The sequence below is a fragment of the Runella zeae DSM 19591 genome, assembly GCF_000423565.1.
GTDB lineage: Bacteria > Bacteroidota > Bacteroidia > Cytophagales > Spirosomataceae > Runella > Runella zeae.
Window position 1 is genome coordinate 82,547 of record NZ_KE384037.1, and the last position, 15,158, is coordinate 97,704.

The following is a 15,158-nucleotide window of genomic DNA, read 5'->3' on the forward strand; positions in this document are numbered from 1 at the left end:
GGAAATAAAGAATCTTTGCCTGTACGAAGTTTTCTTATCTCTTCTTCACGAGTTACGGAATCTTCACTCAACCAAACAATAGTTTCCTTAAAACCTGGCTCTTTTATACACTCTGTTTCTTGTGTGGTGGTTGGGGTACAATTGTACAGGGATACACTTAGTAACCCTAAAAAAACAATTAAGATTTTTCTCATAATGAGCTTTGAGTTTAGAAGTTTAGTGGGCTCATTTCATCTCTTTCCACCCTTCCAATTTATTCTCTTTTATTTCTTTGAGCAAATTCTGAGCACGAATATTATCTAGCGGTTGTTTTCTTTTCAACAACGCAATCGCCTCATAAAATTTACCCCAATTTGAGACTAAATCGGTACGGTTTCCAAGCCGATGAAAGTAACTAATCGCTTGGTCGTAATCTCCACTTCGGAGGCAAACAATGCCTAGTAATTTTTCAAGCTCAGGATTGTTTTTATCTTTTTGGTAAAGGCTTTCCCAAATTGCCTTGGCTGTTGCCAATTCACTATCATTATAGGCACTAATTCCCAACTTAAGACTATCTTGTTTTATATCTCCCATAGCAATGGGCAGCGTGCCCAGATTTTGGCTAACATACTCGGTGGCCCATTCATCCGTGGCTATCGAAAGACTAGGGGTCGGTTCGACTCCTAACCATAGATACCAACTTATACCCAGTACCAATACAATCGAAGCGGCGGCGGTCCATCCATAATATACCCGTCGCGTACGGCGTAGAGTTTGCTGTTGGCCTAAGGCGGTTAGTTCGGCCAATCTTCGCTGTCGGGCTTCTTTTTGAGCGGCCTGTTTTGCCTGAACATAAAAGGCCACTTCAGATGCAAAATGTGGATCTTGTTGGAGGCTTTTTTCAAAAACTATCTTTGCCTCATCCGAAAGTTGATTGTTATAATAATTATCAATAAGTTCTAGGTTTGTCATTTCTTTCTGATTTATTCTCAATGCTTTCCAATACGATTGAAATCGTGAGATGCTCTATGATACGGATGCAGGTCTATTATCTTAGGTTGTACTTTTCCTTGAGCCTTTCCAAGCACCTCAATCGGCTAGTTTTAGCGACGGCGGCGGTATTGTATCCCATTTGTTGAGCAATTTCTCCATCCGAAAACCCTTCTCCCCACGCCAATATTATTCCACGGCATTTTTCTCCAATGCTACGCAAGTGCTGCTGCAATAACGCTACTTCATTTTCCGAAATGAGTTTCTGAACAATCGTCCGAGATTCGTCAGGAATCCATAGCAAAGCATCCTCCAAGCCCTCCGTATGATGAACGCCTGCCTTGTTAGTCGTATTTTTTCGAATTGTGTCAACACATTTGTTCGTAAATATTTGATACAGATAGGTTTTCACTTCCGAACGTCCCTCAAATCGCCCATTCACGACATGGTCTATGACGGTCAGTATTGCATCCGAATAAGCACTCTCGGCATCATCATATGATATTTTGTGTTTAAATTGTGCTTCTCTGACTAAGTAGTGATACTTCTCATAAAGTTTGTTTTCGTACAACTGCCTTCTCGAATCGCCCTCGCGGATGCCTTGTAAAATGTCATAATCTTTGAGAGTTTTATTAAAGAAAAACATAGAAGTAATAGAATTAATAGAGGTTTAGGGCGGTAAAATGATAAACTTAGCAAAGAAAAACAACATATTCTTGCTTTTTAAGTATAAAGTCTTTGATTTGCAGAGTGTTTACTTCTGAATCCCAAAACCTCAAACCATTTTTTTATGGAAAATTCACAACTAGCTGGTGTAGGCAATCGCCTAGTCGCTCAAATTATCGACGGTATCATTCTTACCATTGCCTTTAGTGTTATTATTATTCCTTTTGGAGGATTTGCTGCTCTATTGGGAATGAGTGCCGACAACCTCAATGACTCCGAAGCATCGGCCGCTATTGCCAGTTTTGCAGGGATTAGTATCTTGGGCTTTGTATTGTTTTCACTGGTAGCGCCCTTGCTCTATGAGGCAGTAATGCTCAGTTCTAGCAAACAAGCTACGTTGGGTAAAATTATTATGAAAGTAAAAGTGGTAAATGAGACGGGCGACCGCCTTACCTTTGGGCAAGCCCTTGGCCGTTCGCTCATCAAGTACATTAGCGTCAATGTATGTTTTTTACTGTGGTTATGGCCTTTTTTCAATCCGCAAGAACAAAGTCTGCATGATTTGGTCATTAAAGGATATGTTTTAAGAAGCAACTAATGCTAAAAAAAATCACGCTAACGGTAACGGCCCTGTCCATTACCGTTTTTTATTTTTATTACAATCCTGCTATTTCTCATTTTGGTCCCCCTTGTCTTGTTCACAAAACCACCGGCTTATACTGCTGGGGATGCGGTGGGCAGCGGGCATTACATGCCTTACTGCATGGTCATTGGAGGCAAGCATTTCGTTTCAATCTTCTGATTTTTTTAGTAATTCCTATCCTAACAATTGTATTTGTAAGTGAGATTTTTGATATACCCCACCTACGGCGCCTCCTCTGGCATCGCTACATAGTCACTTTTGTCGGGATAGTGGTTATTGTTTTTACCATTGTCCGAAATTTGAAAGGATTTGAGTTTTTGATTCCCGATTGACCTCAAAATCTTTCGTATTTTTGCGACTTTCTATATTTTCACTTACTCATCAACTCAAATGCCTATTGATCTCCGCTCCGACACCGTCACCAAACCTACTCCGTCAATGCTAGAAGCGATGTTTTCGGCGGCGGTGGGTGACGATGTTTTTGGCGACGACCCCACCGTTAATGCTTTACAAGAAAAAGCTGCCCGCCTTTTTGGGATGGAAGCAGCTCTATTTTGCCCTTCTGGCACCATGACCAATCAACTCGCGATTCGGGTTCATACCCAGCCTGGTAGTGAAGTGATTTGTGATACCCTCTCTCATATCTATCTTTATGAAGGCGGCGGAATAGCCCTCAATGCGCTCAGTTCGGTGAAGCTTCTTACAGGAGACAGAGGTCGCATCAACGCCGCTCAAATCAAAGATGCTATCAACAACCCCGACGATGTACATGCGCCGGTCTCTCGTTTGGTTTCGCTCGAAAATACCATGAACAAAGGCGGTGGGTGCTATTATGATTTGAGTGCTATTGAAGCCATCAAAGAAGTATGTACCCAACATTCCCTCGCTTTGCACCTAGACGGCGCACGTCTGTTTAATGCCTTGGTTGAGACCAACGAATCTCCCTTTGACTACGGGCAGGCGTTTGATAGCATAAGCATTTGCTTATCCAAAGGTCTTGGCTGCCCCGTAGGTTCATTGTTGATAGGGAAAACTGATTTTATAAAAAAAGCCCGCCGTTTTCGCAAAGCAATGGGCGGCGGATGGCGCCAAGCGGGCTATTTAGCGGCGGCAGGTATCTATGCTTTAGATCATCATATCCAGCGCTTGCGCGACGACCACACGAGGGCGAAGGCTATTGGCCACATGCTCCAACCACTTCCTGAGGTAGAAGAAATCTACCCGATTGATACCAACATCGTCATATTTCGTTTGCCCGATTCTATCCTTGCTACTGACTACGTAGCCAAACTCGCCCAAAAAGGGATTGCAGCAGTGACTTTTGGCAAACATTTGGTACGATTTGTGACGCACTTAGATTTTACGGATATGCAGCTCGAAGAATTGGAAAAAAGTCTGAAAAAAGTTATCTAACGGTCAAAAAACACGTATTTCTACGCACTGAAAACTCAACAAAAGTTGGCACTTTTGTTGCTGTAATTTTTGTGTATTTTTTATAAACCTTTTTAGGTGTTTTACTGTATAAATAATTAAAGATAAATAAAGTTTTCAGTCCGTTTAACCCCTTCAAAATCCAAAAGAGCCATGAAAAAAGTCGTCAAATTACTCTCAGTTGCCATAGCTGTAAGTGCCGCAGTGTATACTTACAAAAAGATTCAAGCCAAAAAAGCGTGATTCTTGGTGATGAGTACAGGTTTCCAAGCCGAAAACATTGCTAAGCATGTTTTCGGCTTTTGATTTTGGGAGTATTTTTACTCTAGCCACGTACACCTTCCTCTAGTAGGTGGCTTGCCCTACCGCTTCCCAGCATGTTAGCTTTTTTCAAGTTTGAGTTAAGCTCAATTAGCAATTGACTTATTCTAGCATTTTGTTTAGAAAGGTCATTGGTTTGAATCCATTTCACTAATGTACGTTTTAGAGCTTCTCCACTAAGGCTATCCAATAAAATAGTATTGAAAGAAGTGATAAACGAATGAACTATCACCTGATCGGGGAGACTCTCTAAGAGGGCTTCCAATTCGTATAAAGCTTCAAACTGCCAGACAGGAACTATTTCGTTGGTATTATCAGAAAGCAAAAGTTCGTGGATTTCTTGCATTACCGTTCCTAAAGAATGATTTGAGGCGGCCACCGGTTGATCCAAATTCTCTTGTGCTTTACGTTTTTCATAGTCTTCTTTTACTTTATTTTGGGCCATTTCTACGAGTTTGGCCTCCGATGTTTCGGCGGGTATTACTGCCCATTTTTTGAAGCTTTCAAAATCTTTGCACTCAAAAAAATCAATACTTACCTCCAACATACGACAAAACGTATCAAGCGTAGTAGTATTGAATCTACACTCAGAGGGTATAGAACGCATCTTACGATATGCCTTTTTCAAACTCCCTACTCTTGGTACATTTTCGTAGGGGATTTTGCCATTGGCACCAAAATGTTTTGCAAACCATGCCGCTTGCTGACTTCCTGTAGGAACAACATACGGATGATCCACCACAATAGCTAAGTCCAACAACTTAGCCAACATCCCCATGTGATAGGGAGAATGGAAAGTATTCTTTTTGCGCATATCGATGAATGGTTATTATTTACATACCAACCAAAGAAGTGCGTTTACTATAGACAACTAGTTTTTCGGGGTAATTGAGAATGTAAAAATGCCAACTCTGAAGCTAATATTCAAGTCATTTCATTTCCTTTTCAGGGAAAAATATCTTTTGCTCTTTGTATACCTCTTTGGCTTTTATTAATGGAACTTCCATTTCTGAATAGCCGTTGAATATTTATCCATAAATCGTAAGCATTACCTACCTATTGTCCGTTGTTGTAAAAAATTTTACTTTCTTTCAAAATGCTTCAGAATAGCATAGTTAAACGCCTCTTAGCTTATTTTGCAAGGGGCTTGGTGCTAGTCGCACCCACCTACTTTACATTTATCATCATCAAAGAAGGTATCCGCTATTTAGATAGTATTCTGCCTATTTATATTGATACCAACGAAAAACAGCCCCTTTATTTACCAGGTCTAGGGCTACTTATCATTCTTTCCAGTATTGTATTATTGGGTTTTATTTTTTCGAGGTTTGTGCCCCAGTCTTTCTTTTCGTTTGGGGAAGGATTACTTAAAAGAATGCCACTAGTAAGTCTCATCTACTACGCTATCAAAGATCTTATCACGGCCTTTGTAGGAGACAAAAAGAAATTTAACCAGCCTGTTTTGGTTACAATCAATGTACCTTCTAATCTCAAAAAATTAGGTTTTATTACCCAAAGTGACCTTGCAGCCCTAGGTCTTAATGATTATGTGGCAGTCTACTGCCCACATTCTTATGCTTTTTCGGGAGAGTTGTTTATTGTACCAAACGAGCAGGTAGAAGTACTTGACTTATCAAGTACTGATGTAATGAAAATGATTGTTTCGGGAGGGGTATCGGTCAAGTAAAACTATAAGCCTCTAATGAAGCGACGTGCCCAAGAATACTTTCCAGGATAACGATTACTGGCTTTCCAAATATCTGACCATCCTAGGTCTTTTTTGTTTTTCATAGCCCGCACTTTAAGAAAATAGCCAGCTACTAAATACAAGCAAAAAAGCCCTACCAACACAAAAAAGGCTTGTGTGTTGGTAATGTATTTGAAGGTAAGAAAGTACCCTACCACGTTGATGATAGTCATACTCCAAAAGGTCAAGGAAGTTTGAAAGTGCGTAAGCCCATTGTCTAGCAGTACATGGTGCATGTGATTACGGTCTGCTTTGAAAGGCGAGCGCTTATTAAGAATACGTACCAAGAATACCCGAAGTGTATCAAAAATAGGGACAATTAATAGTACAACTGCCAATACAGGTGCGTTAAAAAAGGCGTTGGTATCATGAATGTAAGTGACGTTGAGTCTGATGAATTTTACGGCAAAAAAAGCCAGTAAAAAACCTACAATCAAGGAACCTGTATCACCCATAAATATTTTGCTGGTTTTGGAAAAATTAAACCGCAAAAATCCTAGTAAGGCTCCCGACATCGAAAAAGCCATACAGGCCATCGAGAAATGATGATTCATCAAAAACCAAGTTCCGAAACTCAGTCCTGCAATAAAAGCAATCCCCCCCGCTAGCCCATCGACACCATCAATGAGATTGACGGCATTGATAAGGGCAATAAAAATAAAAATAGTAAAAGGGATACTTATAATATCTGGAATATGATACCATCCAAATATCCCAAAAAAGTTGTCTACTTTCAGTCCGCCTAAAAGAATCAAAGTAGATACAGCCAATACCTGCAACAACAACTTTTTGTTGGGGTCAAGCACCAATATATCATCTTTGAGTCCTAAGAAAAACAATATTGTTAAGCCTACAACGGCCAAACTCGTAAGGTAAGCATCCGTTTGTTCGTTGGTATGAGGCCAAAGGAAATGAGCAATTAATAAAGAAGCATAGATAGCGATTCCACCAAACTCTGGCGTTTCTTGTTGGTGAGAACTTCTAAAGTTGGGCTTTTTCTTTAGCTCTAGCAATCCGCTAATGTTGATAATCACCGGAATCGATGTAACAGCCACGGCACACGCCACCAAAAAAGAGATGAAGCACTGATATACTTCGTGCTCAAGTATATTTTGGTACTGTGTTCGTAAGACGTCTATCAGTATATCTGCATTCATAATAATTATTCCATTTGCCTCAATGTCTTCATAACTTGAAGACAAAAATTATAAAAATAAGATTGCCGAACAAAAAAGGCATTCGAAATTACGATTCAATTTATTATTCGGTACGCTTTGGTTTGTCAACAAATTGTAAAACTTTTCGAATAGGTTTGAGCCAAGTTGTAAACCAATAGGGCTGTAAGTCATTTAGGTGCCACGCAAGGCGATCACTTTTGTTGGCTTCCAAGCGGTTGTTAAGAGTACTGTTGCTCACTCCTCCTACTCTCATAAGTGTGGTTACTTCAGGTAAGTAGGCCACGCTAATAGAATGTTTATAGAGCATTCTCAGCATAAGTTCATAATCAGCAGCGCTGCCAAGGTCTGTTCTATACAAACCGTACTTCTCATAAGACGCGCGTTTCACAAAAAACGTTGGATGAGGAGGCATCCATCCATACAAGAAATTTTGCCTTTTGTAGCTCCCCGATTTCCAATATCTTTTGACTTTTGTTTTATCAATCCCATCTACGTATAATAGGTCAGCGTAGATGCTTTCAGCTTGTGTTTTTTTGAGCGTATTTACGATTTTTTCGATTACAAAAGTATCTTTGTATAAATCGTCTGCATTCAGAATTCCTATCACATCTCCCGTTGCTAGCTTGATGCCCTTGTTCATTGCATCATAAATTCCAGCATCTTTTTCGGATAAAAATACAGCAATTTTCGTGCCGTAACTTCTTATGATTTCTGGAGTAGAGTCTGTCGATTTACCATCAATAATGATATACTCAATATCTTTATATGACTGATTCACAACCGATTCTATACAGTCTCTAATGGTTTTTTCTCCGTTGAATACTACTGTAATGATACTTATTTTCAAACCTTTTGGCGACGTTTAATGACTGATGGGAAATAAAACTAGTACACAACTCCTCAACTTTCGATTTTGCGTTCTCTGACATATTGAGCTGGGTTTCCTTGATAAATTCCGTAAGCTTCTAAGTCTTTTACTGCTACCGAATTTACCGCTAAAACAGCATGTGAATAACACGTGACATTTGGGCACACAATCGCTTTAGCCCCAATCCACACACCTTCTTCCAATACTATTTTTCCCACCTTCAAATCGAATTTACTATTTTTATAATCATGATTCCCGGTAAGCAACATCGCGCCTTGTGACAAACAAACATTCTTCCCCAGTACTACTTCGACCAAATTGTCTATCCACACTTCTTCTCCTATCCAGACGTAATTTTCTACAATAAGTAACCAAGGATATTTAATATTTACTTTGGGCTTAATCATTACCTTTTCTCCTATCTTTGCACCAAACATTCTCAAAATCAACAACTTAACCCCAACAGGAACGGGAAAATATGAATTTATAAAAACAGGATTTACTAAAAACCATAATAAATTTTTTAGGAAAGGGGGCTGTTTGTACCAACTGTTATCGTACTTCGACAGGTCGGTTTTGAGCCGCTGTGAGGTCTTTTCCGTATTCATTTTTAAAGAAGTCAATGATAGCTTGTTTGTCGTGTCCTACTCTGTAATAAACTTCGTATATCTTGGCATCTACCAAAAACCGATACCATAGGCCTTGTAAAAAGTGCCACATCAGGCCCTTTGTTCCATCCAAAAAGCCTAACTTCACAAAATATCTATACAAAAAATACGCAAACGGACGAGTAAAGAGGGGTAAAGAAGCATATTTATGCTTCAAGAAGCGCTTACGTTGGTCTTGGGTACCAAACAACTTAGGTATAACGCGTTCGGCGTCTCCAAAATTATATTTTATATCTAATAAATCAATGACCTCTCTGATGGCATAATTATTGTGCTTTTGGGTCCACCAGGTAAGGTTATTGAGATTGTGATCGACGATGTCGTTCTGAAACTGCACCGTTTGCCCTTCCGAAAGTTTAATGTGCTCATCCATCCAAAGCTCTTCACAAATCCCTTGCCCTTTTCTCCAAACCCGCAACAGCCATGTGGGATAATATCCGCCACGTCTTATCCACTGATTCATAAACATTACTCGCCGCTTCACATACACTCCCGAGATAGACGAATCTAAAGAAGCGATGTTGGTCTTGATTTCGTTGGCAAGTTCGGGAGTGACATATTCATCGGCATCCATACGCATCAGCCACTTAGTATCAAAAGGGATATTTTCTATCCCAAAATTAAACTGTACCGCATACGTAATCCAAGCATTATACACTACTTTAGCGCCAAGTGACTCGGCAATGCTCACGGTACGGTCGGTAGAGCCCGAATCCACAATAAAAACCTTGTCGGTAAAAGGCATCAAACTCCGAATACACCTCTCAATGTGTTTTTCTTCGTTGTATGTCAGTATAATAACCGAAATATCATTCATGGTAGATGACATAATCAAGTTGCAAATTGTACTTTTTTATGTTGAAAAGCAAAAAAATGCCTTTAACTTTGTAAAATTATCATACGAATACCACGCTAAACGGTAAGCTGTTGACACAAGGGCTTCTGTATTTTAATTGTGTTATTTTGTGTTACCTAGCGATTCTCGTCCAAAGTCACTTTTTCATGAAATCCATTACAGTTTACCCACCTTCTCAATCCATCCGTGCTGAAATTCAGTTGGCTTCTTCCAAAAGCGAAAGCAACAGAGCATTGATTATCAACGCTCTTACTGGATTTAAAGGAAACTTAGAAAATCTTTCGTCTGCTCGCGATACCCAAACCATGCTCCGCCTTCTCCAATCTCCAGAAGCCATTGCGGATGTCTTAGACGCGGGTACCACCATGCGTTTTCTAACAGCCTATTTTGCGGTAACAGGCCAACACAAAACCATGACAGGGACTCCTCGTATGTGTGAGCGCCCTATTGGAATTTTGGTAGATGCCTTGCGCACTTTAGGGGCCGATATTAGTTATCAACAAAATGAAGGATATCCTCCTACCCTCTTGAAAGGATTCAATTATACGGGTCAAAACCGAGTGAAAGTCAGAGGCGATGTAAGTAGCCAATACATCTCCGCATTGCTAATGATCGGGCCTACTCTGCCAGAAGGAATTGTATTGGAACTCACAGGCGATATAGGCTCTCGTCCTTATATCGAAATGACGCTCCAACAGATGCGCGCTTTTGGAGTAGAATCCATCGCTGATTGGGATGCTAAAACTATTACTGTCACCGCAAAGCCTTATATTCCGTGTACTTATCAGGTAGAGTCTGACTGGTCGGGAGCAAGTTATTGGTATAGCTTGGTGGCCCTTGCGCCTGACGCTGAGGTGGAATTGCTTGGCCTTAAAGAAAACTCATTACAAGGCGACAGCGCGATTGCAGCTATCATGAAGTACATGGGGGTCAAAAGTACATTTACCAACCGAGGTGTTTTACTTTCTAAAATTCCCGCCTCTGACGCTTTTGAATGGGATTTTACCGATTGTCCTGATTTAGCCCAAACGGTAGCCGCTTGCGCTGTAGCCAAGGGAATTACGGTAACGATGACGGGTATTGAAAGCCTCAAAATCAAAGAAACCGACCGCGTCAGCGCCCTTCAAGCAGAATTGCCCAAAATCGGGGGAGAATTAGTAGAAATAAAAACCAATGAGGTGTATGAAGTACGGAGACTCAATAATATTGAAAATACAGATGCTGTACCTCAGATTGACACTTACGACGACCACCGTATGGCTATGGCTTTCGCTCCCGTCGGGATGTGTTTTCCTGTGACTATTGCGGAGTCGCATGTAGTAGCCAAATCCTATCCAAGTTTTTGGGAAGATTTACAAAAAGTGACCACCCTTCAATCAACCACTGCTTTTGCTGATTAGCATAAGTAGCTGCTTTCTTCTATCTTTCCCAAGAAGATTGTTTTTGGGAAAGATAGTCTTACATTTCATCAGCCATGCAAAATCCCTACTTCTCGTTGCTTCGCACTGCTTGGCGGTATGCACGCCAGCAAAAAGGGCGCTATTTACTGATATATAGTCTATTTGTATTAGCAAATATTGTTTTTGCACTCAATCCTCTCATTTATGGGTGGTTTATTGAAGCTATTCAAAAAGAAGGCACTGGCGTCATCAGGCATGTGTGGATGTATGCAGGAAGCTATCTATTTTTGATGCTGCTTGAATGGGCTTTTCACGGGCCCGCACGCGTCATGGAGCGAGAATTGGCATTCAATCTAAGTCGTAATTTTCTGGACGAAATGTACCATCAGGCGCTTCACTTACCCGTACGGTGGCATCAAGACCACCACAGTGGTGCTACCATCAATCGTATTCGTAAAGCCTACGAAGCCCTGAAAGATTTCTTCCAAAATGGCTTCATGTTTTTACACGCTTTTTCTAAGTTTATATTCTCCTTTGTAGCCATTCTTTATTTTTCTCCTTTTTATGGAGGAATAGGAGTATTGATAGGCGGCTTTACCGTTTGGATTATTTTTAAGTTTGATAAACCTTTTATCAAAGCTCTCGACGAAACCAACGAAAAAGAACACGTCGTATCTTCTACGCTATTTGATAGCCTTTCCAATATTATCACGGTGATTACCCTACGCCTTGAAAAAAGAATGCAGCATAGTTTGTTGGGAAAAGTAGCGGAGGTATTTCCCCCTTTTCGACGTACGGTCGTCATCAACGAGTGGAAATGGTTTGTGGCGAGCGTCTTAATTGGTGTCATTTATGTGGTGGTGGCGGTAGGTTATGTATACGAACATTACGTTCCTAATGAGGTATTTCTAGTAGGCGGTTTGGTTACGCTGTTGGGATATGTCAATCAGTTTACGAGTGTATTTCAAGATGTAGCATGGCAATACACCGAAATCATTCGCTACAACACCGACGTCCAAACGGCTCGTAGCATCGGGGAGGCATATACTCAACAGCACCGTCCCGAAACCACGGACATTCTTCCTTCAAATTGGCAAGAGATACAGATACAGAATTTGAATTTTTCGCATCAACAAACCTACGACGCCCAACATAGAGCACATAGCCTTCATGACCTTCGAATTCGTATCAAGCGCGGTCACAAAATCGCTTTTATCGGTGAAAGCGGTAGTGGAAAAAGCACATTGCTTGCCTTGCTTAGGGGGCTTTACGAGCCAGAAAAAGGTGTTTTGGTGAGTATTGACGGCCAAAATTTCAATGGTCTGGAATCGCTCACAGACACCGTGACTCTTTTTCCACAAGAACCTGAAATCTTTGAAAACACCATTGAATACAATATCACGTTAGGACTTCCTTTTGAAGAATCCGACATTATGGAAGTATGCGCTACCACGCAGTTTGCTGAGGTGGTCGGTCAGCTGCCGAGTGGCCTTCAATCCAATATCCAAGAAAAAGGAGTTAATCTCTCTGGCGGACAAAAACAGCGCCTTGCTTTGGCACGGGGTGTGTTGGCGGCTCGTAGTAGTGAGATTGTATTGCTCGACGAACCTACCAGTAGTGTTGACCCAAAAACCGAAGTCTTGATTTATGACCAACTCTTTGAGGAGTTTAAAGGAAAAGCCGTACTTTCTTCATTGCACCGCTTACACTTGCTTGCTAAGTTTGATTATGTCTATATTTTACAAAATGGGCGCATTGTAGAGGAAGGGACTTTTGAAAATTTACGTCAACAAAGCCCTATTTTTCAGGATTTGTGGCGGCATCAAGAAAAATTAAAAGCCTAAAGCCTTTCCAAGTTTAAAAAAACTTAGAAAGGCTTTAGGCTTTTTTGGAGAAAATATTACTGAAGCACTACTTTGGCTACCACAGGCTGATGATCTGAAGGATAGCGTTGGTCTTTGGCATCAGTCAAAACTCCGTATTTCAGTACCGATACTTTAGGACTGGTAAAAATATAATCGATGCGATTTTTCATAGGCGCATCAAATTTGAAGGCATTAAACGTACCTTCTGGGCCATAAGGCGCTTGTTGGGATACTTTTTTAGAATCACTAAGCAAAGTCTCTATCTCCTTGATTTGTTCGGTGTCGGGAGTAGAATTAAAATCTCCTACCAAAATTGTAGTCTCATTTTTAGCGATTTCCTTGATTTTCTGAACCATCAATTTTCCTGATTGACGACGCGCCTCTACGCCTTGGTGATCAAAGTGAACGCTGAAGAAATAAAATGTTTTTTTGGTAACAACGTCTTTGAATTTAATCCACGAACAAATACGATTGCAACAAGTAGCATCCCAGCCTTTAGATGGCTTATCGGGGGTTTCACTCAACCAAAAATTGCCAGATTCCAACACATTAAAACGGTCTTTTTTGTAAAAAATAGCCGAATGCTCACCTGCCTGCTGCCCGTCGTCACGACCAGCACCAAAAAAAGCAAACTCTTTCAGCTCGGCAATATCATCAAGCTGACCTCTAAGCCCTTCTTGGGTTCCGAAAATATCAAACTCGTGATAACGTATAAGCGCTTTAACATTTTCTTTGCGGTTGGGCCAAGCATTGACACCGTCATTGGCCGTATTGTAACGTAGGTTATAAGAAGCTACTACGATAGGTGTGTTTTTTTGAGCAAAGCTAAATTCTACAAAGAAGCTCAATACTAGAAGAAAGCAAATAGATTTGTTCATAGAAATTGGGGATTGAATGATTTTTCAAAGGTAAAAGGATGAATCCAAACCATCTACCCACCAAATGTTAACTACCTTTTATTAATTCTACATAAAACATAACAACATTTTTAAAATCCTCAACACTGATTCGCTCATTGGTACCATGTGGACGTTTGAGGTCTTCTTCATTCATACGAACTGGCATAAAACGGTACAAATTGGTACACACATTCCGGTAATAACGTGCATCTGTGGCACCCAATACCAAATAAGGTGCTACAATCGCATCAGGAAAACACCCTTTGATAGTGCGATGTAAAGCCCTAAACCCTACCGTAGCAGTATCTGAAATCGGCGAAGGCTCCGAATCAAATTGGCTGATTGTCTCTACCGAAATTTTATCATTGGCTATCGTTTTCTTGACATATTCCATCACACCCTTCACAGAATCTCCCGGTAAGATTCGGAAGTTGATTTTAGCTACGGCCTCCACTGGCAATACGTTGTCTTTGACTCCACCTTGGATAACCGTAGGCGCTATACTTGTCCGAACCATCGCATTGCCTGCATTTGTTTGAGCCAAAATATCCACAATCACGGAACTCAACAACCACCGATTAGCCATCGCTAGCTTTGTAGCAAAGGGCATTTCGGGGGCTAAATAATCTTGCAAATAACTCGCTGCTCCCCCCAATTTGGCCGGAAAAGGATTTTTTTGAAGTTTATCAATCGCTTCGGCGAGCATACCAATACTCGTTTGAGCAGGAGGCATGGATGAATGTCCCCCATCGCCAAGGGATGTCAACTTTAAAGTAGTATATCCTTTTTCCGCAATTCCAATCAAAGCCACTGGTTTTGTAATCCCTGATACACCGTCTGTTTTGATAGTGCCGCCTTCGTCCATAACGTACTCAAGCTCTACTTTTTGCTTCTCGAGCAATGCCGCAATTTGCTGCGCCCCATACCTACCCGACACCTCCTCGTCGTGCCCAAACGCCAAATAAATACTCCGCTCTGGTTGGGCACCTTCTCGAAGCATGTACTCTACGGCTTCCAATATCCCAATCACGGTTACTTTATCGTCCAAAGTACCCCGACCATACACAAACCCCTCTGCCACATCGCCCGCAAAAGGCCTATGTTTCCACATCTTTTCGGTACCTTGCACCACAGGTACTACATCATAATGCCCCATCAAAAGCGCAGGCTTTAAATTTGTATTTTTTCCCTTCCAGTAATATAAAAGCCCATAGGTATTGACCCGCTCCAAGCTAAGATGCTGATGAACTTGAGGATAGGTATAAGCCAAAAATGCTATGAACTTCTCAAATTGGGTACTATCCATCAGCGATACATCTTCGTAAGAGACCGTGCGAAATTGGATCGCTTGCGACAAATGCGTAATCACCGAATCGTTCACACTCAACGATTTCATAGGAACCACATCTGTCATTTGTTTGGAAGAAATCCGAAACGTATTGAAGAGCAAAACCACTATCAATAGCAGCAAAGCAATCCCCAGCAAGCGTACAATTTTTTTCATAAAATGTGGTACGGACAACCTGTCCGTCGTTATATTCAATTATCCCTTTCCACCCTGTCCGTTGTTATATTCAAACCTTATTACACTCTCTTAATCTGGGCTATAGTTAAAACTTATTAGCTACCTCAGCTTCAATAGCATAA

General features: G+C 40.9%; 15 protein-coding genes. 6 read left to right on the top strand and 9 right to left on the bottom strand.

What is annotated here, in order from left to right:
- Positions 1-225: 225 nt before the first annotated feature.
- The gene (locus G563_RS0121270) at positions 226-951 is read right to left on the bottom strand and encodes a hypothetical protein (protein WP_028667079.1); all 726 of its coding nucleotides are present in this window, start codon (positions 949-951) and stop codon (positions 226-228) included.
- Between the two features lie 76 nt (positions 952-1,027).
- On the bottom strand, positions 1,028-1,615 hold the full coding sequence (locus tag G563_RS0121275) for an RNA polymerase sigma factor (protein WP_028667080.1): 588 nt from the start codon (positions 1,613-1,615) through the stop codon (positions 1,028-1,030).
- Positions 1,616-1,759: 144 nt separating this feature from the next.
- Between G563_RS0121275 and G563_RS0121280 the strand changes: the two genes are divergently transcribed.
- From G563_RS0121280 to G563_RS0121290, 3 genes are read left to right on the top strand one after another with little or no spacing between them, the layout of a single operon-like run.
- The gene (locus tag G563_RS0121280; RefSeq protein WP_028667081.1) at positions 1,760-2,233 is read left to right on the top strand and encodes an RDD family protein; all 474 of its coding nucleotides are present in this window, start codon (positions 1,760-1,762) and stop codon (positions 2,231-2,233) included.
- Entirely contained in the window at positions 2,233-2,610 is a 378-nt protein-coding gene (locus G563_RS0121285) for a DUF2752 domain-containing protein (protein ID WP_028667082.1), read from the top strand. The genes G563_RS0121280 and G563_RS0121285 overlap by 1 nt, the downstream gene beginning before the upstream one ends.
- Before the next feature lie 58 nt (positions 2,611-2,668).
- Positions 2,669-3,691, top strand: a complete 1,023-nt coding sequence (locus tag G563_RS0121290) for a threonine aldolase family protein (RefSeq protein WP_028667083.1) — start codon at positions 2,669-2,671, stop codon at positions 3,689-3,691.
- Between the two features lie 343 nt (positions 3,692-4,034).
- Here G563_RS0121290 and G563_RS0121300 read toward each other — a convergent pair whose 3' ends face one another.
- Positions 4,035-4,844 carry a hypothetical protein gene (locus G563_RS0121300; protein ID WP_028667084.1) on the bottom strand — a complete coding sequence of 270 codons (810 nt, stop codon included), beginning with the start codon at positions 4,842-4,844 and terminating at the stop codon, positions 4,035-4,037.
- A 282-nt stretch (positions 4,845-5,126) separates the two neighbouring features.
- Between G563_RS0121300 and G563_RS0121305 the strand changes: the two genes are divergently transcribed.
- A complete protein-coding gene (locus tag G563_RS0121305; protein ID WP_028667085.1) occupies positions 5,127-5,717 on the top strand; it encodes a DUF502 domain-containing protein in 591 nt (196 codons plus the stop codon).
- A gap of 2 nt (positions 5,718-5,719) precedes the next feature.
- On the opposite strand, the gene G563_RS0121310 is transcribed toward G563_RS0121305, so the two are convergent.
- The 4 genes from G563_RS0121310 to G563_RS0121325 all read right to left on the bottom strand — a co-directional run bounded on the left by G563_RS0121310 (position 5,720) and on the right by G563_RS0121325 (position 9,308).
- A complete protein-coding gene (locus G563_RS0121310) occupies positions 5,720-6,934 on the bottom strand; it encodes an MraY family glycosyltransferase (RefSeq protein ID WP_028667086.1) in 1,215 nt (404 codons plus the stop codon).
- Positions 6,935-7,037: 103 nt separating this feature from the next.
- Complete coding sequence (locus G563_RS0121315; RefSeq protein WP_028667087.1) at positions 7,038-7,802, bottom strand: glycosyltransferase family 2 protein; 765 nt, start codon at positions 7,800-7,802, stop codon at positions 7,038-7,040.
- A gap of 53 nt (positions 7,803-7,855) precedes the next feature.
- Positions 7,856-8,431 (bottom strand): WcaF family extracellular polysaccharide biosynthesis acetyltransferase, encoded by a 576-nt coding sequence (locus G563_RS0121320; RefSeq protein WP_028667088.1) that lies wholly within the window; start codon positions 8,429-8,431, stop codon positions 7,856-7,858.
- Positions 8,376-9,308 (bottom strand): glycosyltransferase family 2 protein, encoded by a 933-nt coding sequence (locus tag G563_RS0121325; RefSeq protein WP_028667089.1) that lies wholly within the window; start codon positions 9,306-9,308, stop codon positions 8,376-8,378. The genes G563_RS0121320 and G563_RS0121325 overlap by 56 nt, the downstream gene beginning before the upstream one ends.
- A 185-nt stretch (positions 9,309-9,493) precedes the next feature.
- Here G563_RS0121325 and G563_RS0121335 point away from each other — a divergent pair, with 185 nt between their 5' ends.
- Positions 9,494-10,747 carry a 3-phosphoshikimate 1-carboxyvinyltransferase gene (locus G563_RS0121335; RefSeq protein ID WP_028667090.1) on the top strand — a complete coding sequence of 418 codons (1,254 nt, stop codon included), beginning with the start codon at positions 9,494-9,496 and terminating at the stop codon, positions 10,745-10,747.
- Between the two features lie 74 nt (positions 10,748-10,821).
- A complete protein-coding gene (locus G563_RS0121340) occupies positions 10,822-12,591 on the top strand; it encodes an ABC transporter ATP-binding protein (protein WP_028667091.1) in 1,770 nt (589 codons plus the stop codon).
- Between the two features lie 56 nt (positions 12,592-12,647).
- Here the strand turns inward: G563_RS0121340 and G563_RS0121345 are convergent, their stop codons facing one another.
- Positions 12,648-13,490: an endonuclease/exonuclease/phosphatase family protein gene (locus tag G563_RS0121345; protein ID WP_028667092.1), complete on the bottom strand. Its 843-nt coding sequence runs from the start codon at positions 13,488-13,490 to the stop codon at positions 12,648-12,650.
- A 67-nt stretch (positions 13,491-13,557) separates the two neighbouring features.
- Positions 13,558-15,015, bottom strand: coding sequence for a M20 family peptidase (locus G563_RS0121350; RefSeq protein ID WP_028667093.1), 1,458 nt, complete (start codon positions 15,013-15,015; stop codon positions 13,558-13,560).
- Positions 15,016-15,158 lie beyond the last annotated feature (143 nt).

What these genes read in the sequence shown, in the direction of transcription:
- G563_RS0121270 (WP_028667079.1), bottom strand. Translation starts at nt 951, where the DNA reads ATGACAAACCTAGAACTTATTGATAATTATTATAACAATCAACTTTCG.
- G563_RS0121275 (WP_028667080.1), bottom strand. Translation starts at nt 1,615, where the DNA reads ATGTTTTTCTTTAATAAAACTCTCAAAGATTATGACATTTTACAAGGC.
- G563_RS0121280 (WP_028667081.1), top strand. Translation starts at nt 1,760, where the DNA reads ATGGAAAATTCACAACTAGCTGGTGTAGGCAATCGCCTAGTCGCTCAA.
- G563_RS0121285 (WP_028667082.1), top strand. Translation starts at nt 2,233, where the DNA reads ATGCTAAAAAAAATCACGCTAACGGTAACGGCCCTGTCCATTACCGTT.
- G563_RS0121290 (WP_028667083.1), top strand. Translation starts at nt 2,669, where the DNA reads ATGCCTATTGATCTCCGCTCCGACACCGTCACCAAACCTACTCCGTCA.
- G563_RS0121300 (WP_028667084.1), bottom strand. Translation starts at nt 4,844, where the DNA reads ATGCGCAAAAAGAATACTTTCCATTCTCCCTATCACATGGGGATGTTG.
- G563_RS0121305 (WP_028667085.1), top strand. Translation starts at nt 5,127, where the DNA reads ATGCTTCAGAATAGCATAGTTAAACGCCTCTTAGCTTATTTTGCAAGG.
- G563_RS0121310 (WP_028667086.1), bottom strand. Translation starts at nt 6,934, where the DNA reads ATGAATGCAGATATACTGATAGACGTCTTACGAACACAGTACCAAAAT.
- G563_RS0121320 (WP_028667088.1), bottom strand. Translation starts at nt 8,431, where the DNA reads ATGAATACGGAAAAGACCTCACAGCGGCTCAAAACCGACCTGTCGAAG.
- G563_RS0121325 (WP_028667089.1), bottom strand. Translation starts at nt 9,308, where the DNA reads ATGAATGATATTTCGGTTATTATACTGACATACAACGAAGAAAAACAC.
- G563_RS0121335 (WP_028667090.1), top strand. Translation starts at nt 9,494, where the DNA reads ATGAAATCCATTACAGTTTACCCACCTTCTCAATCCATCCGTGCTGAA.
- G563_RS0121340 (WP_028667091.1), top strand. Translation starts at nt 10,822, where the DNA reads ATGCAAAATCCCTACTTCTCGTTGCTTCGCACTGCTTGGCGGTATGCA.
- G563_RS0121345 (WP_028667092.1), bottom strand. Translation starts at nt 13,490, where the DNA reads ATGAACAAATCTATTTGCTTTCTTCTAGTATTGAGCTTCTTTGTAGAA.
- G563_RS0121350 (WP_028667093.1), bottom strand. Translation starts at nt 15,015, where the DNA reads ATGAAAAAAATTGTACGCTTGCTGGGGATTGCTTTGCTGCTATTGATA.